The sequence below is a fragment of the Paraburkholderia sp. IW21 genome (genome assembly GCF_041321145.1).
In the GTDB taxonomy this organism is placed as follows: domain Bacteria; phylum Pseudomonadota; class Gammaproteobacteria; order Burkholderiales; family Burkholderiaceae; genus Paraburkholderia.
Map to the genome: position 1 here is coordinate 405,080 of NZ_JBGGWA010000002.1, position 20,001 is coordinate 425,080.

Below are 20,001 nucleotides of genomic sequence, written 5' to 3' on the forward strand. Positions count from 1 at the left end.
TCAATTGTCCTGCTTCGCGGGCGCGATCTTGCCCACGGCGAGACCAACACGTCGCAACGCAATCTTGAGGGCTTCGGCAAGCGTGGCTTTTGTGACGACGTCGCCCAAGTCGACGCCGAGGTGAACGATTGTTTGTGCAATCTGCGGACGAATACCGCTGATGATGCATTCAGCGCCCATCAGGCGCGCGGCGGCAACGGTCTTCAGCAGATGCTGGGCGACCAGCGTGTCGACCGTGGGTACGCCAGTGATATCGATGATTGCAATGGCGGCTTCGTTTTCGACGATCGAATCGAGCAGGCTCTCCATCACGACCTGCGTGCGCTCGCTATCGAGCGTACCAATCAACGGGAGCGCCACGATCGAATCCCACAGCCGCACCACCGGCGTGGTCAAATCGAGGAGTTCCTGCTGCTGGCGCTCGATGATCTCCTGACGCGTGTTCTGGTAAGCCTCGACGGTCATTAGGCCGAGTTGGTCCAGCGTCTGCGTGAGCTTCCAGTACTCGTCTACAAGACGACCGGAATCCTTGCCGAACTCTTTACGCAGCAAGTCGAATAGCGGTTTTTTCAACGAGAAAATGAAGGTTGCTGTCTCCGCAGGCGAAAATCCCTGAATCACGCGCTCGCGCGACAACGCGGTCAGGTGCGCCCGGATCGGCTGCCACGCCTCGCCGCTCAGTTGCTCGTTATAGTCACTTTTCACCGCCTTGGTGAAACTGGAAAGAAACGCGCGCGACGACTCTTTCAATTCGCCGTCCGAGATCGCCCCCTGCCGCGTGCTGCCTGACAATTGTCCCTCGACCCAAGCCGCCAGAATCGATCCTTCGTTCTTCTCCAGAATGCCCGCAAAATCTGTTTGCTCGCTCAAAGTCCGCTCCCGTATTTATCTCAATTTAGACAGAGTGTCATCATACAGTGCGTCTAGCAGAAGTCGTCAGCGAGTCAGGTCCAATCCGCAGTCGTCATATAAAGGATGCGACCGCGAAATCCTGAGGTCCAGGCGGCGATACACCTGTCCACGATTCGTATGGTGATTACGAGGTCCGAAAGTGGCGGAGTTTGACGGACCTCTGGCCAGACTACTCACCATAAATCTCGATTCGGTTGCGTCCCCGCTCCTTCGCGCGATAAAGCGCCCTGTCGCCTCGGGACAGGGGCTGCTGGGTTCCGACATCCGTCGCCCGCATGATGTCGATGCCGATGCTGACCGTCAGCACGATGGGCTCGTCGTCATACAACAACGGGGTGCTTAACATACGCTGCTGTACGCGTCCCGCGAACGCGATGGCGGCGTCGGTACCGTTATCGGGTAGCACCATCGCGAATTCCTCCCCGCCGAGTCGGCCTACGATGTCGCCTGCACGCATTTCAGCCCGGAGCAGCGCGGCGAAGTGACCGAGCGCGCGGTCGCCGACCGGGTGTCCCCAACGATCGTTGAGCGCCTTGAAGTGGTCCAGGTCGAACATCAGCACAGCGGCCACGCGACTTTCAGCGCGCCGGATACGCGCCAATTCTGCCTCGCTTTGCATCATGAAGTGGCGACGATTGGGCAGTTGCGTCAGGAAATCGATTGTCGCCAGCTCCTGCAGCTCGGCCTCGATGTGCTTGCGATCGGTCACATCCGTGATGAAGCCGTGCCACAGCGTGCTGCCGTCGTCCAGCCGTCGCGGCCGCGCATCGCCCAGCCGCCAGCGCAAGCCTTGTCGCGGCAGGCGCACCCGGTATTCCAGGTGCCACGGCAACAGGCTCGCCGCCGATTCCTTAAGCGATTCGCGGTATGCGTTCAGATCGCGTGCATCGATCAGCGCGTCGATCGTCTCCGCGCTCGTGGCGGCCTCGTGCGGCGTCAACTCGTAAATATCGCGGATTCCGTCGCTCGCGTAGGGAAAAAATGCACGCCCGTCAGGCATCAGCCTGAACTGAAAGACCAGGCCCGGAACCTCGTCGGTCAGGTTCGTGATCAGCTCGATGGATTGCTGAAGCTGCGCGGCCATCTCTCGCAAAGCCGTAATATCGGTCGTCGTACCGACCATACGCAACGCCCGGCCGTCGCTGTCCCGCTTCACCACTTTGCCGCGACTACATATCCACTTGTAGCTGCCGTCCTTGCAACGAATCCGGTGTTCGACCGCGTAGCTGTCGGTTCTGTTTTCAAAGTGAGTCTGCATCGTCGCCCGTACGTATTCGATGTCGTCCGGATGCAAGCGAAGATAGGCCTCTTCGATCCGGTTGCCGATCTCGTGGTCCTCGTAGCCGAGGATCGCCTTCCAGGCACGCGAGTAGTCGATTTCGCCGGTGACGACATTGCGGTCCCAGACGCCGGTCCCGCTGCCGGCAAGCGCCAGCGTCATGCGTTCTCCGCCGGCCTCGAGTTCTTCCACGCGCTCACGCAGCGTCGTAAGCGCTTGATCGCGTTCGTATCCGTGCGCGATCAGCCCTGCCAATTCGCGCAGGAACTCGCGTTGTGCTTCGTCGAGCGTGCGGGGCAACTCGTCTAGCAGGCACAGCGCACCCCAATGGCGTCCATCGGCGCTCGTCAGCGCACAGGCCGCGTAAAAGCGCGGCCTGTGCATTGCGATCCCGTACGCGTCGCCGCGAAAACGCTCGTCGTGCCAGGTATCCGGCACGACGACCGTCCTGTCCGGCATCATGCTTGCGTGTAACGATGGACCTGACAGGTCCGGAGGCAGCATGTCAGGCAACACGCCGTCGACCGCAAGCATCCGCTGACGACGCGCGTCGGACACCATAACCATGGCGGTTGCGACACCGAAATGAACCCGCGCGAGTCTCGTCAACGCCTGGCATTCCCGGCTCGCCGGCGGGACCGCCAGATCGCCGGCCGCGGTTGTAGCGGACGAAACGGCGTGTTGATCGGAATTGTTGCGAACGAGCATAGGAAGCGCTGACCGTTGGAGGCTGGGAGTCATGGCAAGCAATTCTATAACGGCACCGGGCGTCGTTAATTTAGGGGGAATTGTTCCAGTGCTCGCGCCAGAGATGCGTTGCACAGGAGATACGCCGCCTTGCTCATGGCGTTTAACTGGACATTCCGACACGCATGTCGGGTCCGAACCGGATGGCAATCATGTCGCGGTACTTGCAGAGCGAGTATTCGCTCTGGTGGCGTGAACCGGAGGAAACGGTGCTACCGACGCTCGAGGAGCTAGGGATTGGCTTCGTTCCGTTCAGCCCGCCGGGCAAGGGCTTTCTGACCGGTGCGATCAACGAGAACACCGCCTTCGACAAAACAGACTTCCGCAACGTCGTGCCGCGTTTCTCCGAGGAAAACCGCAAGGCCAATGCCCATCTGGTTGAAGTGCTCGGGCAGATCGCCGACGGCAAAAGCACCACGCGTGCGCAGATCGCGCTTGCGTGGCTGCTCGCGCAGAAGCCGTGGATCGTGCCGATCCCCGGAACGACCAAGCTGCATCGGATGGAAGAAAACGTCGACGCGGTGGCGGTCGACCTGTCGGCCACCGATCTGTCGGCCATTGACGTCGCGCTGCAGCAGATCAAAGTAGTGGGAGATCGTTACCCGGCACACCTTCAACAGCGTGTCGATCGCTAATTTTTCTGTTACGCCAACCAGGGGCGGCGCTCGCGTGTTCAAAAGGGGCACAGCAGCAGGCAGCCCTGAACTCTTTTATCAAAGGGATCAGGTCTGCCTGCGTCACGTTTCCGGCAGGAAGCTATTCATCCACCCAGCACTTCCAGCATCTGTGCATTCAAGCCATTGACGAAAGCGTGCTCACCGGGTCCCGGGTTCTCGCGAAACTGCTTCGCACCTTCGACCAGAACCTCATCCACATCCGTTCCGAGGACAGCGATCGTTTCATCGATGAAGACGTCGAGCGGCATCGCCTGTTCGGCCTCGCGGCTGTTCATGAGGTCCGTGCGCACCCAGGGCGGTGCGATCTCGAGTACGCGAACCTTCGTGTTCCGCAGCATGAAGCGTTGCGAGAGGATGTACGAATGCAGAGCCGCCTTGGTCGACGAATACACGGCGGTCACGGCCAGCGGAACGAAAGCCAGAACCGAGCTGGTATACGCGACGACAGCGTCGTTCCTGGTCTTGAGGTGATCGATTAGCGCCGACGTCATCCGGATCGGCCCCATGAGATTGGTCGTAATGGTGGACACCATCAGTGCATCGTCGATGTGACCGCCCGCCTGGTCAGGCTGCATGATCCCTGCGTTGTTGATCAGCACGTTCAGATCGGGATAGTCCGCGATCAGCTGTGCCGCTACCTTCTCGATGCTGGTCGCGTCGGTAATGTCGAGTTCGATTGCAGCCATACCGGGATTCGCCGCCACCACCTCGTCGAGATGGCTGCGCCGGCGGCCGCTGATGATGACCTTGTTGCCGCGCTTGTGGAGCGCCTCGGCTAGCCCGCGGCCAATGCCCGAACCGCCGCCCGTGATGAAGATCGTGTTTCCAGTGAGTTTCATGATCGTTTCCTTGTTGATGCTTCAGTTTCAGTAGTTGATGCTCGCGTGGTCAGGCAGGGAACCGGTCGCCGAACATCGGCAGACCGCTTGCGGATTCGGCCCTGGTCGCTTCGTCCTGAAGGACGTCCCAATGCTCGGCGAGCTTGCCGTCTTCAAAGCGGATGACGTCCGCTGCAATCCACGCAGCCGGCCTGCCGATCGCCGAGAAGCGGCCATGCGCGATGACATAGTCACCCTCGGCCACCATCAGTTGGTTCTCATAGCGCGCGCTGTCAGGCAGCGCGCGAACCAAGTTGAACAAGCCATCGCGTCCCGGCGCAATATGCGCGCTATGTTGAATGTAGCGGTCGGACCAGAAGCGCTCGGCTGCAAGGTAGTCGCGCTTGTTGAACAGGGTCTCGAATGCTTCCAGCGCGAGCGCCTTGTTCTGCTCAGGGGTTGTCTTCGTCATATTGAGATCCTCTTTAAAGATTCAGGTGACGACGCGTTCAGGCGTCAGATAACCGTTTGCCCCCTGTTGCCTGAACGTTCAGGTAAAGAAGGCTATACTTAAGACAATGGTGAATGACATTGTCATTGACGTGGAGTGTGGGCGCCGGCCCCGGCAATGTCAATGGTGATCGACATTGTATTTTTCAATGGGTCTTATTGGGTCGTTGTCGGCCGAAGGGAGGGAGAGTGGGTGTTTCCAGGCAGCAGGCGGTTGAAAACCGGCGCGCGATCGTGGCCGCCGCCGAGAAGCTGTTTCGCGAGCGAGGCGTCGATGCAGTCGGGCTCGCCGAACTGATGAAGGCGGCAGGCTTTACGCAGGGCGGGTTCTACAACCACTTCAAATCAAAAGACGCGCTGGTCGCCGCAGTGATGGAAAAAGCGATGGAAGATGGTGGAGACGCTTTTGCTTCCATAATCGAAAGCGCCAAATCAGCTGACGCTAACGCGGTCAAGCACAACATTCAGTGGTACTTGTCCCCCGACCATCGTGCGAACATCGAGGCGGGCTGCCCCTTGTCGGGTTTTGTAGGCGACGCCCGCCGGTTCGGCGACGTGGCGCGTGGTTCTTACGCGCAAGGTCTCGCGGCAAACCTCGAACGGTTCGCCAAGGTCATCGAAGAGACGGAGGGGATCAGCGAAGGCAGCCGCGGGAAGGCGATCACCTTGTTCAGCCAGATGGTCGGTACGCTGCTGCTTTCGCGTGCGGTTGCAGATGTTGACCCAGCCCTCGCGAATGAAATTCTTGATGAGGGTCGCCAACATCTCCTCACCGCCGTGGACCCGCAACCTGGCATTCAATCGCGTGGACACTCGCGCCGACGGTAGAGAAACATCGCCGCCTCAAGCATATTAAGGAACGTCTACACGACTCGTTTGCGGATCAGCTGCCTTCTGCTCGCTGCACGGCACGAGCGTTGAGCCAGCAAATACCAGCACGGCTCGCGACGTTGGCCGCGATTCCGCTTTGCCGCGATCGCTTACGCATGAGAAAAGGCATCGACGATAAAATCGATGAACACGCGAACCTTCGGCAGATGATGACGATCCGCTGGCCAAAGCAGCCAGATTTCGTCATGGGGATATTGATGCACGAAGTCTCGAAGAACCGGTACCAGCCTGCCGTCGTCGACTGCCGCGCCGGTGACCGAATACGGAAGCGACGCGATACCTGCGCCCGCCAACGCCAGCAAGCGCACGGCATCCGAGTCGGTCGACACCAGCGTAATGGGCACCTGAACGGGCGAGCCCGTCGAAAGTTCGTGCAAGGGCCAGCCCTCCACCCGCCCTTTATCCGGATTGCGATACCGGATGCATCGATGCTTGACGAGATCGGCAGGCTCGCGCGGGATCCCGGTTTCCTCGAGATACGTCGGCGCCGCAACCAGCATCGAAACCTCCTTGCCTAGCGACCGCCCCCGCAAAGTCGAGTCGGTGGGTTGACCGGTGCGAAGCACCAGATCGAAGCCTTCCGCTACCAGATCGACGCGCCGGCTTTCCAGCGCGAGGTCAAGCTGGATTTCCGGATACCGGCGAACGAACGCGTCCAGCATTGGCAAAACAACTGCCCGGCCAATGGCCGGCGCCATGCTAACCCGCAACGGGCCCCGTGGCTGGCTGGTGCTTTCAGAGAGTGCGGCTTCCGCCGCAGTCACCGCCTCGAGGATGTGTTGCGCATGCCGCAACAGCAAGCTTCCCGTTTCCGTGAGTTTGAGGCTGCGCGTCGTTCGCGCGAACAGCGGTCTGCCAATACGCTGCTCGAGCCTTTGTACCGCCTTGGCCACCCCCGACGCCGTCATGTTCAGTTGACGCGCAGCGCAGGCAAAGCTTCCGTCCTGGGCGGTGCGGACGAAAGCGAGCACCGCAGAACTTCCGCGCTCGCCAAACAACTCATCAAGGACAACATGTCGTGATGTATCGGACATTGCGACACCTATCGTGGTCATTTCCGACATCGTATCCTTTAATCACCGTTCCACACGTATCCCGGGCGGCAAAAAGCTGAGGACAAGCTGCGATCGTCCCGTTAGACCGTCCCGGCGAACCCAAAGGAGGAGACGCATGAATCACAAGCATTGGATGAAAGCGGCTTTCGCAGTCGCTTGCTATGTGGCAGTCGCAAATGCCACTGCCGGCGATTTGCTGGCAACGGTCAAAAATCGAAAGGAGATCGTCATTGCGACCGAGGCTGCCTTCATGCCTTTCGAATTCGTCAGCAAGGGTGCGATCACCGGCTACGACGAGGACTTGCTCCACTACGTGCTCGAAGGCCTTCCTGGCGTCAGGCTGACGCAGCGGGACCTGCCTTGGGCAGGGGTGCTGCCGGGTCTCGCCGCGGGGAAATTCGACATGGTGGTCACGGCGGTTGGCATCACGCCCGAACGGGACGACAAGTTTGCTTTCACCGTGCCCGTCGCTGATGCAACCGTCGCATTAGTCAAGCGAGCCAACGACGGCGGCCTTGCGAAGGCGGAAGACATCAGCGGTCGAGTGGTAGGAGCCCAGGTTGGCACATCGCAATTGAGAGCGCTCCAGCACTACGACAAAACGCAGAGAAGTCACGGACACGCGGCGGTGAAAGACATAAAGGAATATGCGACGGTCGATGAAGCCTACGCCGATCTGGCAGCGGGGCGAATCGATGCCGTAGCGCAATCTTTGGCCAATCTCTCCCCCCTCGTCAAGACACGTCCAGATACGTTTGCCATCGTAAAGCCATCGATCGGACCTCAAGCCTACTTCGCATGGGTCGGTCGCAAGGACAACGACAGCGCGTCTCTCGTTAAGTTTTTCAGCGATCGAATTGCGCAAGCCAATTCGAACGGAAAAATGCGTGAGTTGCAGATCAAATGGTTCGGCTTCCCAATGCCCGTGCCCGTGACGCACGTCGCCGCGCCGGCTGACCAGAACTAGCAAAGGATCATCCGATGTTCCTGCAACTCCTGGAGTACCTGCCCGCCTTTGCCGGCGGTGCAACGGTCACAGTGGCGATATCAGCAGCCGCAATTGCGTTGGGGTTCTGCGGTGGAATCGTGCTTCACATCTTGCGCGAATCGGGCAGCCCCACGGCTTACCGGCTCACGCAACTATTCGTCAGCTTCTTTCGCGGTACCCCGATGCTGGTGCAGTTGCTGATGACCTTCTACATTCCGCCCACACTGGGTCTTGAACTGAATCCGTACGTCGCTGCGGTACTCGCACTAGGTCTTAACTCGTCGGCGTATCAATCGGAAATCCTGAGAGCGGGCTTCAATGCGGTATCGAAAGGTCAAGTCGAAGCCGCCCAGATCATGGGGCTCAGCAAGTTCCAGACGTTGACGAAGATCCAGGTCCCCCAAGTACTGCGCCGCACACTGCCTTCGCTGTTGTCAGAGACAGCGGACATCGTGAAGGGATCTGCAATCGTATCGGTCATCGCTGTGACCGACACGCTCCGGGTGGCTAACCAACTTGTGAGCATCACCTATCGGCCGCTCGAAATGTTCGTCATCGCCGCACTCTTTTATCTGGCGTCGATTTCGATCATTCAATGGGGTGGACATTTCGCCGAGTCGGCATGGAAGAGAAAGTCATGAGCATCAGCACTGTCCTGACGAGTGCACCGCTCTTCGCCAGGGCTGCATTGGTCACCGGCGAAATCAGTGTTGCGAGCATCCTTCTCGGTGCTGCGCTAGGTTTCGTGATACATGCCGCTCTGCGAAATTTTCCGCGGCAAATCGGGCGAGCTTATCAAGCCTACGTATGGGTGTTGCGCGGCACGCCGTTCCTGGTGCAGTTATTCATCGTCTACTACGGTGCGCCCTCCATCGGCATTACACCATCGGCGCTACAGGCCGCCATTGGAGCGCTCGCCCTATATGCCAGCGCCTATTTCGCCGAGATATTTCGGTCGGCCTGGAGCGGAATACCGTTAGGCCACGCAGAAGCCGCGCTGAGTCTCGGAATTTCACGGACTGCGCTGTTCCTGAAGATCGAGGCGCCGCAGGCACTTCGGTTTTCGATTCCGTTGCTGGTCAACCAGTCGATCATCGTTCTGAAGGAATCGGCCCTTGCGTCCATGGTAACGGTGCCGGAGCTCACGATGACCGCGGGGCGGGTTGTTGCCGAAACTTTCAGCTTTGTCGAACCCTATTCGCTCCTCGCGCTCGCCTATTGGGCGATGGCCTACGCGATCTCGTCCGTCGGCCGCCGTATCGAGCAAAAGGTCAACTTTTAAAACGTGAAGATGATGCCGCCAACCACAACGATGATCGAAATGAAGGGTGTTGGAAAGTCCTACGGAACGCATCGCGTGCTGAAGCGCTTTGATCTTGCCGTCAATGCCACCGAGATCGTCACGCTAATCGGTCCATCCGGATCGGGAAAGACCACGGCGTTACGGTGCATGAACTTTCTCGAATCCTACGACGAAGGCGTCGTCCTCATAAAAGGACGCAGCCTCGGATACGACTTCGAATGTCCCGAATCAAGGGCACTGCAATCCGCGAGAACACTTGCAGATGTGAGGCGCCCGACTGCAATGGTCTTTCAGCAATTCAACCTGTGGCCGCACATGACAGCCCTTGAAAACGTGATGGCACCTCTGGTTCTGGCGCGCCGCATGGATCGCGAGCAGGCGAGAAAGATCGCCCGGCGAACGCTCGAACGTGTCGGACTGAGCGCGAAGGTGGACAGTTACCCGGGCCGGTTAAGCGGCGGCCAGCAACAACGGGTCGGAATTGCCCGCGCGCTATCCGTGGAGCCCGAGGTCATGTTGCTTGATGAACCGACTTCAGCGCTCGATCCAGAACTCGTCGGCGAAGTACTGAACGTCATCATGCGACTGGCGAAAGACGGCATGACAATGGTCATGGTGACACACGAGATGCGTTTTGCCGCAGAAGTCTCAAGCCGCATCGTTTTCATGGAAGCAGGAGAAATCATCGAGACGGGCACGCCCGACATTCTGACGACCCCGTCGTCTTTGCGGCTCAAACAGTTTCTCACCCCGCTGCGCAGCCGATCGACAGCCAGCACAGCCAACATCCAATGAGGTAAATATGCAAACAAACGATTCGCCTGCCAATTCCTGTTGCGATCGAGACCACGGCACCCCTGACACATACAACGACACGGTCAGATCGCCCATCTCCGCCGACGGACGTCCTGTGCTGGCCACGACCTACGTGGTGCCCGCGAGACACGCTCGTGCGGTAAAACTGGATGCCCGGCAAATCATCCGGATCACGAATACACACGGTACGCAGGTTTGCGACTTGTGGGTCTTCAATCGGAACGACCTCAACGAGTATTTCTCGATTGAACATACGCGCGGAAAGATCACCCGCGTCAATCCCGCAGTGGGGGATGTTCTGTTGACGAATCGACGCCGCCCGATTCTTCGTTTCGACGCAGATACATCATCCGGCATTCACGACACCTTGATCGGCGCATGCGACGTGGGAAGGTATGTCAGCCTCGGCTTTGAAGGCTATCACGATAACTGCGCCGACAATCTGCGTCAGGCATTACTGGCGATTGGTCTGCGTGCGCGTGCTGTGCCGCAGCCGCTCAATCTCTGGATGAACATTCCGGTTTCTACCGAGGGTTTGCTTTCGTTCCAGCCAACCGTGTCCAAACCTGACGACTTTGTCGAATTCACCGCCTCAATGGATTGCGTGGTGGTCATGTCTGCCTGCCCGATGGATTTGAACGGCATTAACGGCAAAAAGCCGGTCGACGTGCACTTCGAAGTAAGGGAAATAAACTAAGGAGTTCGGTGAGTGAAGATTGAAAACTTGAATGGCGTGGGGGCCATCGAACTGACACAGGCCTATGCGCGCGGCGAAATGGATCCTTCGTCAGCATTGGACGTGTATCTCGAAGCAGCCGACGCATCTCGCGGCGTGTTCACGACGGTTCTCAAGCAACGCGCCCAGGACGAGGCGCGAGCGTCGACGATCCGTTGGCGTGCCGGCCGTCCGCTAAGTCCGCTGGATGGCGTACCAGTGGCGTGGAAAGATCTTTTCGACGTGCGCGGTGAGGTCACCACGGCCGGCTCGGAGACTCGTCGCTATGAGCCACTCGCCCGGGCAGACAGCTTTGTGGTCGCGCAGGCAACGCGAGCCGGCATGATTTGTATGGGCAAAACCAACCTCAGCGAGTTTGCTTATTCCGGCCTTGGAATTAACCCCCACTACGGAACCCCAGTCAATCCGCACAACCTGGCGGGACGCCGCGTACCCGGCGGCTCGTCGTCCGGCTCGGCCATTGCGCTTGTAACGGGCTGTGCGCCTGTCTCGATGGCTACGGACACGGCCGGATCCATTCGCGTACCTGCGGCATTCAACGGTTTGGTGGGATTCAAACCATCCAGCCGACGGTACGCCAAAGACGGGCTATTCCCACTTTCGACAACACTCGACTGCATTGGCCCGCTCGCATTCAATGTCGCGGATTGTATTGCGCTGGATCGGATCCTTCGCGGGGATTGCAATGCACTCCCCCCGCAGCGCGATGATGATTTAGCCGGCCGCCGGTTCGTCGTCGATCATCAGATTCTCTCTGACAGCAGGCTCGCCCCGGCCGTCAGAGTCAATACCGAGAAGGTCATCGGCACGCTGCGGCGCGCGGGCGCGCGCATCGAATCGCGATCGTTGTCGTCGCTCACGCGGGTATCCGAACTGGATGCATGCTGTAGCTGGCTGGGATCAATCGAGGCCTTTGCACTGCACCGGACACTACTCAATTCGCCGCGCGCTGCGGCGCTCGACCCACGCGTTCGCACACGGCTCGAGACGACCCGAGTCGTTTCTGCGGCTTGCTACATCGAGTTGTGCGCTGAACGCCTGCAGTTGATTGACGCGGTTCGGGACGAACTGGGTGGAGCAGCTTTGATTTTGCCGACCGTGGCTCACACGGCTCCCGATCTTGCATCGTTGGAGGCGGACGATGCCCTGTTTGCTTCGGTTAATCTGAAAACGCTGTGGCTCACCAAGTTTGCCAGTTTCCTCGACATGGTCGCTATATCTCTTCCGTCCGGCGCTGATCAGGACGGATTGCCGACGGGCATTCAACTCCTCCTGCCATCCCAGCAGGAGGACAAAGCCCTGATTCTCGCAAGTCTGATAGAAACAGCCCTGATCGACCACCGCGATGACGGTGGCGTAGAAAGCGTCGCAGGTTGAAAGATTCGCATCTGCGGCAACCGCCCTCGCGGCAGAGCAACGGACTTCGACGGAACGCCGGCTAGAAAGCAGAAAGCCCTCGAACTCGAGGGCTTTCATTCTTACTACCGATTCCAAACTATATTGTCACGCTACAACCCGGCGATCTCACGCGAAGTTCTTCGACGCGAATTCCCAGTTGACGATGTTCCAATACGCTTCGACGAACTTCGGACGCGCATTGCGGTAGTCGATGTAGTACGCGTGTTCCCACACGTCGATCGTCAGCAGGGCCTTGGCGTCCGTGGTCAGCGGCGTAGCAGCGTTGCTCGTCGACACCAGATCGAGCGAACCGTCGGCCTTCTTCACCAGCCATGCCCAGCCCGAGCCGAACGTGCCGACTGCGGTCTTGGCGAATTCTTCCTTGAACTTGTCGAACGAACCCCACTTGGCGTTGATCGCGTCAGCCAGTGCGCCGGCAGGTGCACCGCCGCCTCGCGGCGACAGGCTGTTCCAGAAGAACGTGTGGTTCCACACTTGAGCCGCGTTGTTGAACACACCGCCGGATGCCTTCTTGACGATCTCTTCAAGCGACAGGTTCTCGAACTCCGTGCCCTTGATCAGATTGTTCAGGTTGGTCACATAGGTCTGATGATGCTTGCCGTAATGAAACTCGAGCGTCTCTTCCGACATGTGCGGAGCGAGTGCGTTTTTCGCGAACGGCAGCGGCGGGAGCGTATGTTCCATGGTGCTTTCCTTGTGTCTGTATCTGTTGTGGGGGGAGTCTGCGGATAACGCTTTAGAGCACTCGATTGTAGGCGAGTTGGAATAACCCCGCAAACCAGCGGACTTTATGCCTGGCATCGGCGAACATGCTGCACATATAGCGTAATTAGTGCTTTCGCAGGGTCGTGCCCGGCCCATGCGGAGGTCAAAAGTACGCTTTCGCGAGCTGTCGGCGAAGTGTCAGAAACCGTCGGTCAGGCGCGGTTGCACATCGGCAAGCGCAATGTCCGCTGCCCCTTCGGCGAGATGCACCGTGAGGCGCCGCCCCGGCTTCAGCGACGACGGCGAGCGCACCGCGCGGCCGCTCTGTGCATCGAGCACCGCTGCATAACCCCGTTCCAGCGTGCGCTGCGGACTCAGCACTTCGAGCCGCGCCGCGAGCGTTTCGATACGCGCAGTCTGACGTTCATGCTGGCGTAACAATGCAGCGTCCAGACGCTGCGTGAGATTGCCGAGCTTCACCTGGTGCGCGGCGAGATCCGGGCGCCAACGCTGCCAGCGCATCTGCAGCAGAGAAAACCGCGCTCGCGCATCACGCACGGGGCGCGCGCCGGCCGATGCCAGCCGCACGCTCAATTGTTGAAGGTGCGTGCGCTGCCGCGCGAGCCGCTCGGCCGGCGACACCAGCCGACGCGCGAGCCAGTCGAGTTGTTGGGCGCGCCGCTCCATCATGCGGCCGAAGCCGCGGGCGAGCGTCGCATGCCGATGATCGAGTTCGCGGAGCAACAATACGCGCTGCGGGCTGACGAGTTCTGCCGCGCCGGTGGGTGTCGGCGCGCGCACGTCGGCGGCGAAGTCGGCGATCGTGAAATCGGTTTCGTGACCGACGCCACTCACTACCGGGATCGCGCTTTCTGCAATCGCGCGCGCGAGCACTTCTTCATTGAATGCCCACAGGTCTTCAATCGAACCGCCGCCGCGGCACACGATCAGCACGTCGACTTCGCGCCGTGCGTTGGCGGCGTCGACCATCGCGGCGAGCTTGGCGCTGACGCCCGCACCTTGCACCGGCGCCGGATAGACGATCACCGGAATATGCGGCGCGCGACGGGATAAAGTGGTCAAGACGTCACGCAACGCGGCGGCTTGCAACGACGTTACGATGCCGATCGCACGCGGATGCGCCGGCAAGGCGCGTTTGCGTTCGGCGGCGAAGAGACCCTCTGCTTCGAGCTGGGCCTTCAGCCTGAGAAACGCTTCGTAGAGACGCCCCTGCCCGGTGCGGCGTACCGCTTCGACATTCAGTTGCAGTTCGCCGCGCGGCTCGTACATCGTCACCAGCGCGCGCACTTCGATGCGGTCGCCTTCGCGCGGTGTGAATTCGGCGTATTGCGCACGACCGCGGAACATCACGCAACGCATCTGCGCCTGTGCGTCCTTGATCGAGAAATACCAATGGCCGCTCGCGGCACGCGTGAAGTTCGACACTTCTCCCGCCACCCAGACAAGCGGAAACGAGCGTTCGAGCATCGTGCCGATCGCGCGGTTGAGCGCGGAAACAGGGACGACGACTTCACCGCCGGGCGTAGCCGACGAGGAAAAAGGGTTTTCGGGATTCATGCGAGGAATATGTTTGACTGGCCGGACAGACGATAGACCGAGCGGCCATCGGCGTCCAGCGCGGCGTCCGAATTGTAAAAAGTGTCCACATGGCGGGACTCGCTAGACGAATGGCGCCACATCGCCCGCCAGGCCGCGTGGATGCGAAGCATGTCATTGATTTATATGGTGTTTATATCTCATTAAAGAGAGTGATTGCCGATACGGAGCACTCGGCGCGGCCCTCTCGGGCCATCGAACGGCAGGTTCTCCACAAAGTTATCCACAGGCTGGGCGTGTCGCTCGACGGGTCAACTCGCCGCGCGGCGCAAGATGCGCGACTTGCCGGGCGGGACGCACGCGCGCTAGAGTGGCGGGTTCGACAGCATGCCGAACGCCCCCGCAGCGCTCGCCAATACGGCACACTGCACGAGCGCAGCGGATGCTGCCGCTGCTTCGTTTTTTCGCTTCACTTTTCGATTGCCCGGAGAATCGCGTTGATGCTTGCCTCGCGTAATGCGCCTAGCGCTTCCACGCCGCCGTCCTGCCCCCTTCGGACGTGCGGCGCATCGTCCGTCCGTGCGGCTTGCCAATGAGCGAACTGAACGACCGTCTCGAAGCTCGCCTTGCGCGCGAATGGCAGCAGCGCGGTCCGCTTGCGTGGGCACTGACGCCCTTCGCGTGCGTGTTCGGCGCGATTGCCGCCGCGCGCCGCACCGCCTTCTCGCTCGGCTGGTTGAAATCCGTGCGCGTCGGCGTGCCGGTGGTGGTGGTCGGCAACGTGACCGTCGGCGGCACCGGCAAGACGCCGACCGTCATCGCGCTGGTCGAAGCCTTGCGCGCAGCCGGCTTGACGCCAGGCGTGGTGTCGCGTGGCTATGGCGCGCGCGTCAAGGGGCCGACGCCCGTTACGCCGGCGTCGGCGGCGAGCGTCGGCGGGGATGAACCACTGCTGATCGCGCGGCGCACCGGCGCACCGGTGTGGGTCTGCCCCGATCGCGTCGCGGCCGCGCAGGCGCTGTGCGCCGCGCATCGCGAAGTCGACGTGATCGTCAGCGACGACGGCTTGCAGCATTACCGCCTCGCCCGCGACGCGGAACTCGTGGTCTTCGACCATCGGCTCGGCGGCAACGGCTTCCTGCTGCCGGCCGGTCCGCTGCGCGAACCGCTGTCGCGCCGCCGCGATGCAACGCTGATCAACGATCCGTACGCACGCACCCTGCCCGCGTGGCCGAACACGTTCGCGCTGAAACTCGCCCCCGCCGACGCATGGCACCTCGACAACCCCGGCCTGCGCCGCCCGCTCGCGCAATTTGGCGGCGAGCGCGTGCTGGCCGCGGCCGGCATCGGCGCGCCGGAGCGTTTTTTCGCGACGCTGCGCGCGGCCGGTCTCACGCCCGCTACCCGCGCCTTGCCGGATCACTATGCGTTCGAGCGCAATCCTTTTGCAGACGTGGACGCCGACGCCATCCTGATAACCGAAAAGGATGCGGTAAAATTAGGGTCCTGGCACGACGCGCGCATCTGGGTTGTCCCGGTCGAAGCCGCGCTCGATCATCGCCTCATTGCATTAGTTGTGGAGAAAGTCCGTGGACGCTCGCCTGCTTGAAATTCTCGTCTGCCCGATCTGCAAGGGCCCGCTTAGCTACGACCGTTCGGCGCAGGAACTGATCTGCAACGCGGACAAGCTCGCTTATCCGATCCGCGACGGTATTCCCGTGATGCTGGTCGACGAAGCACGGCAGACCGTGGAAGGCACGCCGGTCGATCTGAATCCGGGCTCCGTGGCCTGATTCAGTTGTGCCCACGCGGGGCGGCTGCTGCGTTTTGCGCGGCCCGCTTTTCTGATCGGCATTTGCCGTCTTTTCCCGTCAGCGCCCGCGTGTACTCGCGAGCGCTTTCTTCCGGTTTCATCGCCGCGCGTCCTTCCGATGACCCACGCTAACGCCACCTCTCCTCCGTTCATCGCCGTCGTGCCGGCCCGGCTCGCTTCGACACGTCTGCCCAACAAGCCACTCGCCGACATCGGTGGCAAGCCGATGGTGGTGCGGGTCGCCGAACGTGCGCGCGAATCAGGCGCGCAACAGGTGCTGATCGCGTCCGACGCGCAAGCGGTGCTGGATGTGGCCCGCGAGCACGGGTTCGAGGCCGTGCTGACACGTGCCGATCATCCGTCGGGCACCGACCGCCTCGCGGAAGTGGCAGCGCAGTTCGGCTGGAGCGACGAGACAATCGTGGTGAACGTTCAAGGCGACGAGCCGCTGATCGATCCGGCGCTCGTGTGCGGCGTCGCGTCGCACCTCGCGGCGAGCAGCGGCTGCGCGATCGCGACCGCGGCGCACCCGATCACCGATCCTGCGGAAATTTTCAATCCGAACGTCGTCAAGGTCGTGCTCGATGCGCGTGGCGTCGCACTGTATTTCTCGCGCGCGCCAATTCCCTGGGCACGCGACGCGTATCAGCCCCATTGGCCCAACGTCGCGTCCATGCCGGCGCCGCCCGCACCCGCGGTGGTCCACCGGCATATTGGCTTGTACGCGTACCGCGCCCAGTTCCTGCGCACTTACCCGAAACTGGCGATATCGCCCATCGAGCAGGTCGAAGCGCTCGAACAACTCCGCGCGATGTGGCACGGCGAGCGAATCGCGGTGCTCGTCACTCAGAATGCGCCGCTGCCCGGCGTCGACACGCCCGCTGATCTCGCGCGCGTACAGGCTTTATTCGGGTCTTGAGCGTAAAAACCCATGGCATAATCGGACGGTTGTGCGCGCCTCCCGTTAAAGAGCGAGAGTCGGGGTTTGCCCAGGTCGCACCGTTGCCGTCTCGCAGCGCCGTCGTTTTCGACGTGCAGCGCGAGACTTGAAACGGCAGTCGACGCGGGTCCCTGGACGAATCGTGGGATAGCTGCAGCGCCGCCAAAGAATTCACATAGATCTGGAGATATCACATGCGTTTGATTCTTTTGGGTGCGCCTGGCGCGGGTAAGGGCACTCAGGCGAACTTCATCAAGGAAAAGTTCGGCATTCCGCAAATTTCCACGGGTGACATGCTGCGCGCGGCCGTCAAGGCAGGCACGCCGCTCGGCCTTGAAGCCAAGCGCTTCATGGATGCCGGCGAACTGGTCACCGACGAACTGATCATCAACCTGGTAAAAGAACGTCTGCAGCAGCCGGACTGCGCGAACGGTTATCTGTTCGACGGTTTCCCGCGCACTATCCCGCAAGCTGAAGCCATGAAGCAGGCCGGTGTCGCGATTGATTACGTGCTGGAAATCGACGTGCCGTTCGACGAGATCATCGTGCGTATGAGCGGCCGCCGCTCGCACGCCGCGTCGGGCCGTACGTACCACGTCAAGTTCAATCCGCCGAAGGTCGAAGGTATTGACGACGTCACGGGCGAGCCGCTGATCCAGCGTGACGACGACAAGGAAGAGACGGTCAAGAAACGCCTGGACGTATACGTTGCGCAGACCAAGCCGCTGATCGAGTACTACAACAATTGGGCGAAGAACGGCGACCCGTCGAGCTCGCTGAAGGCGCCGCAATATCGGCGCATTTCGGGCCTCGGCACGGTCGAAGACATTCGTACCCGCGCGTTCGACGCGTTGAAGTAATCTCGCCTCTGTAAGTGCTGTTCGAGAAACCCGCCCATTCCGGCGGGTTTTTTATTGCGCGCCGCGTGGCGTGGCGCGCACCTCCGCTTGCATTTGTCCGCCACGCCCCGCATTAATTAGCCATCCGTAGCGGTTCCCTGCACTGCGTGTCGCGACACACCCCCCACCCACCCGCCGCTGCGCTTTCCGCATCGCAGCATAGCCGTTACAATCGTTCATCGAAAAAATACTCGATCGAGACATTACTGAACCGTAGCAAAGGAGAAGACATGGAGATTCGTGACAACGTATTCCTGATCACCGGCGGTGCATCGGGCCTCGGCGCGGCCACGGCGCGCCTGTTCGTCGAGAATGGCGGCAAGGTGGTGCTCGCCGATCTGAATCAGGACGCCGGTGAGGCGCTCGCGAAAGAACTCGGCGGCGTGTTCGTCAAGTGCGACGTGAGCCGCGAAGACGACGCCACGCAAGCAGTCGAAGCCGCAACGAAGCTCGGCACGCTGCGCGGCCTCATCAATTGCGCGGGCGTCGCGCCGGCTATCAAGACGGTGGGCAAGGACGGTCCGCATCCGCTCGAGTCGTTCTCGCGCACCATCTCCATCAATCTGATCGGCACCTTCAACATGATCCGGCTCGCCGCCGCGGCGATGTCGAAGAACGAGCCGAATGCGAATGGCGAGCGTGGCGTGATCATCAACACGGCATCGGTGGCCGCGTACGACGGCCAGATCGGCCAGGCGGCTTATGCGGCGTCCAAGAGCGGCGTGGTCGGCATGACGCTGCCGATCGCACGCGATCTCTCGCGCAACGCGATCCGCGTGATGACGATTGCGCCCGGTATCTTCGAAACACCGATGCTGCTCGGCATGCCGCAGGAAGTGCAGGACGCGCTCGGCGCGATGGTGCCGTTCCCGCCGCGTCTGGGCAAGCCATCCGAATACGCGATGCTGGCCAAGCAGATCTTCGACAATCCGATGCTCAACGGCGAAGTGATTCGTCTGGACGGCGCGATCCGGATGCAGCCGAAGTAACGGGGATATCCAGCGTGCCGCTTCAGGCGGCTGCGCCAATGAAAAACGCCTGCACATGAACCCTGTGCAGGCGTTTTGTTTTGACTCGTTAGAAAGCGCCTTTCTAGTCGCGATCGTCGTGCTGGGCGCGTTGACGCAATTCATGCAACTGCGACTCCACCACCGTCGCGTCTTCGGCGTCCGGCCGGTCGCCGAGATAGCGCTCGAGATCCTCGAGCGCCGGGCGCAGATAATCGAGCCGCGCATAGGCGAAACCGCGATCGCGCACTTCCTCGATACTTTCGGGCAACAGGATCACGAGACGCTGCTGCACCGCCAACAGACGCTGCCAGCGTTCCGTCTGAAGATAAGTGGACTTCAGATTGCGCAGCATGCGAGCGATGATCTCGCGGCGCGTGGCCGGTTGCAGCAGCATGCGCAGCGCCCGGCTCACCGACTCGCCCGCCGACGCCACATACGGCTCCAGCATGTCCACCATCTGCGATTCGGACAGCGAATGCCCCGTGGTCGGGTCGAGCATCACGTCGCCCTCAGGCGTCGTCACGCGTAACAGGAAGTGACCCGGAAACGACACGCCCCGCGCCGGAATGCCGATCTGCTCGGCCATCTCCAGATATAGCACTGCCAGCGAAATCGGAATGCCACGGCGCCGTCTGAGCACGGCATTCAGATGGCTATTGTCGGGATCGTAATAATCGTTGAGGTTGCTGGCGAAACCCAGCTCGCGGAAGAAGAACCGGTTCAGGACACCGACCTTCTGCTTGATGTCGGCTTCGTCCGGCATGCGGCGCTGCAGGCGTACCACCAGCTCGTCGATTTCGGCCAGCGTGCCTTGCAGATCGAGATCGGGGTAAGCGTCCTGCGCGAGCGAGAGCGCTGCCTCGGTCAGCGGCAGGCTGTCGTCGTCGGCAACCAGCGTGCTGAAATAGTCGAGAACCCGCGTCATC

Annotated in this window: 20 protein-coding genes and 1 pseudogene; 13 read left to right on the top strand and 8 right to left on the bottom strand. The window is 60.9% G+C overall.

The window, feature by feature from the left end:
- Together ACAX43_RS05685 and ACAX43_RS05690 are read right to left on the bottom strand one after the other, a co-directional pair.
- Complete coding sequence (locus ACAX43_RS05685; RefSeq protein ID WP_370707434.1) at positions 1 to 870, bottom strand: STAS domain-containing protein; 870 nt, start codon at positions 868 to 870, stop codon at positions 1 to 3.
- Positions 871 to 1,081: 211 nt separating this feature from the next.
- Entirely contained in the window at positions 1,082 to 3,013 is a 1,932-nt protein-coding gene (locus tag ACAX43_RS05690; protein WP_370707435.1) for a diguanylate cyclase, read from the bottom strand.
- 89 nt (positions 3,014 to 3,102) lie between these two features.
- On the opposite strand from ACAX43_RS05690, the pseudogene ACAX43_RS05695 reads away from it, so the two are divergent.
- Positions 3,103 to 3,573: pseudogene (locus ACAX43_RS05695) on the top strand (aldo/keto reductase); the annotation flags it as partial.
- Positions 3,574 to 3,698: 125 nt separating this feature from the next.
- On the opposite strand, the gene ACAX43_RS05700 reads toward ACAX43_RS05695, so the two are convergent.
- Positions 3,699 to 4,454 carry an SDR family oxidoreductase gene (locus ACAX43_RS05700; RefSeq protein ID WP_370707436.1) on the bottom strand — a complete coding sequence of 252 codons (756 nt, stop codon included), beginning with the start codon at positions 4,452 to 4,454 and terminating at the stop codon, positions 3,699 to 3,701.
- Between the two features lie 49 nt (positions 4,455 to 4,503).
- Positions 4,504 to 4,905, bottom strand: coding sequence for an ester cyclase (locus tag ACAX43_RS05705; RefSeq protein ID WP_370707437.1), 402 nt, complete (start codon positions 4,903 to 4,905; stop codon positions 4,504 to 4,506).
- A gap of 227 nt (positions 4,906 to 5,132) precedes the next feature.
- Here ACAX43_RS05705 and ACAX43_RS05710 point away from each other — a divergent pair, with 227 nt between their 5' ends.
- On the top strand, positions 5,133 to 5,771 hold the full coding sequence (locus tag ACAX43_RS05710; protein WP_370707438.1) for a TetR/AcrR family transcriptional regulator: 639 nt from the start codon (positions 5,133 to 5,135) through the stop codon (positions 5,769 to 5,771).
- A gap of 152 nt (positions 5,772 to 5,923) precedes the next feature.
- On the opposite strand, the gene ACAX43_RS05715 is transcribed toward ACAX43_RS05710, so the two are convergent.
- The gene (locus ACAX43_RS05715) at positions 5,924 to 6,898 is read right to left on the bottom strand and encodes a LysR substrate-binding domain-containing protein (RefSeq protein ID WP_370707439.1); all 975 of its coding nucleotides are present in this window, start codon (positions 6,896 to 6,898) and stop codon (positions 5,924 to 5,926) included.
- Between the two features lie 106 nt (positions 6,899 to 7,004).
- Here ACAX43_RS05715 and ACAX43_RS05720 point away from each other — a divergent pair, with 106 nt between their 5' ends.
- Genes ACAX43_RS05720 through ACAX43_RS05745 form a run of 6 tightly spaced genes read left to right on the top strand, consistent with a single transcriptional unit; the run spans position 7,005 to position 12,109 of the window.
- Positions 7,005 to 7,856, top strand: a complete 852-nt coding sequence (locus tag ACAX43_RS05720) for a transporter substrate-binding domain-containing protein (protein WP_370707440.1) — start codon at positions 7,005 to 7,007, stop codon at positions 7,854 to 7,856.
- A gap of 14 nt (positions 7,857 to 7,870) precedes the next feature.
- Complete coding sequence (locus tag ACAX43_RS05725; RefSeq protein ID WP_370707441.1) at positions 7,871 to 8,518, top strand: amino acid ABC transporter permease; 648 nt, start codon at positions 7,871 to 7,873, stop codon at positions 8,516 to 8,518.
- The gene (locus ACAX43_RS05730) at positions 8,500 to 9,159 is read left to right on the top strand and encodes an amino acid ABC transporter permease (protein ID WP_370707442.1); all 660 of its coding nucleotides are present in this window, start codon (positions 8,500 to 8,502) and stop codon (positions 9,157 to 9,159) included. Before ACAX43_RS05725 ends, ACAX43_RS05730 begins: the two co-directional genes overlap by 19 nt.
- A 30-nt stretch (positions 9,160 to 9,189) precedes the next feature.
- Complete coding sequence (locus tag ACAX43_RS05735; RefSeq protein WP_370707443.1) at positions 9,190 to 9,975, top strand: amino acid ABC transporter ATP-binding protein; 786 nt, start codon at positions 9,190 to 9,192, stop codon at positions 9,973 to 9,975.
- Positions 9,976 to 9,982: 7 nt separating this feature from the next.
- Positions 9,983 to 10,693 carry a DUF1989 domain-containing protein gene (locus ACAX43_RS05740; protein ID WP_370707444.1) on the top strand — a complete coding sequence of 237 codons (711 nt, stop codon included), beginning with the start codon at positions 9,983 to 9,985 and terminating at the stop codon, positions 10,691 to 10,693.
- A gap of 12 nt (positions 10,694 to 10,705) precedes the next feature.
- Entirely contained in the window at positions 10,706 to 12,109 is a 1,404-nt protein-coding gene (locus tag ACAX43_RS05745; protein ID WP_370707445.1) for an amidase family protein, read from the top strand.
- Between the two features lie 147 nt (positions 12,110 to 12,256).
- Here the strand turns inward: ACAX43_RS05745 and sodB are convergent, their stop codons facing one another.
- Together sodB and xseA are read right to left on the bottom strand one after the other, a co-directional pair.
- Positions 12,257 to 12,835: a superoxide dismutase [Fe] gene (gene sodB / locus ACAX43_RS05750; RefSeq protein WP_370707446.1), complete on the bottom strand. Its 579-nt coding sequence runs from the start codon at positions 12,833 to 12,835 to the stop codon at positions 12,257 to 12,259.
- A 219-nt stretch (positions 12,836 to 13,054) separates the two neighbouring features.
- Positions 13,055 to 14,434, bottom strand: coding sequence for an exodeoxyribonuclease VII large subunit (gene xseA, locus ACAX43_RS05755; protein WP_370707447.1), 1,380 nt, complete (start codon positions 14,432 to 14,434; stop codon positions 13,055 to 13,057).
- 571 nt (positions 14,435 to 15,005) lie between these two features.
- Between xseA and lpxK the strand changes: the two genes are divergently transcribed.
- From lpxK to ACAX43_RS05780, 5 genes are all read left to right on the top strand, one after another.
- On the top strand, positions 15,006 to 16,022 hold the full coding sequence (gene lpxK / locus ACAX43_RS05760) for a tetraacyldisaccharide 4'-kinase (protein ID WP_370707448.1): 1,017 nt from the start codon (positions 15,006 to 15,008) through the stop codon (positions 16,020 to 16,022).
- Entirely contained in the window at positions 16,003 to 16,206 is a 204-nt protein-coding gene (locus ACAX43_RS05765) for a Trm112 family protein (RefSeq protein ID WP_006050060.1), read from the top strand. Before lpxK ends, ACAX43_RS05765 begins: the two co-directional genes overlap by 20 nt.
- A 138-nt stretch (positions 16,207 to 16,344) precedes the next feature.
- Positions 16,345 to 17,145 (top strand): 3-deoxy-manno-octulosonate cytidylyltransferase, encoded by an 801-nt coding sequence (gene kdsB, locus ACAX43_RS05770; RefSeq protein ID WP_370707449.1) that lies wholly within the window; start codon positions 16,345 to 16,347, stop codon positions 17,143 to 17,145.
- Between the two features lie 215 nt (positions 17,146 to 17,360).
- Positions 17,361 to 18,026 (top strand): adenylate kinase, encoded by a 666-nt coding sequence (gene adk, locus ACAX43_RS05775; protein ID WP_370707450.1) that lies wholly within the window; start codon positions 17,361 to 17,363, stop codon positions 18,024 to 18,026.
- 269 nt (positions 18,027 to 18,295) lie between these two features.
- Complete coding sequence (locus ACAX43_RS05780; protein WP_370707451.1) at positions 18,296 to 19,054, top strand: 3-hydroxyacyl-CoA dehydrogenase; 759 nt, start codon at positions 18,296 to 18,298, stop codon at positions 19,052 to 19,054.
- 103 nt (positions 19,055 to 19,157) lie between these two features.
- Here the strand turns inward: ACAX43_RS05780 and ACAX43_RS05785 are convergent, their stop codons facing one another.
- On the bottom strand, positions 19,158 to 20,000 hold the full coding sequence (locus tag ACAX43_RS05785) for a SirB1 family protein (RefSeq protein WP_370707736.1): 843 nt from the start codon (positions 19,998 to 20,000) through the stop codon (positions 19,158 to 19,160).
- Position 20,001: the final 1 nt, after the last annotated feature.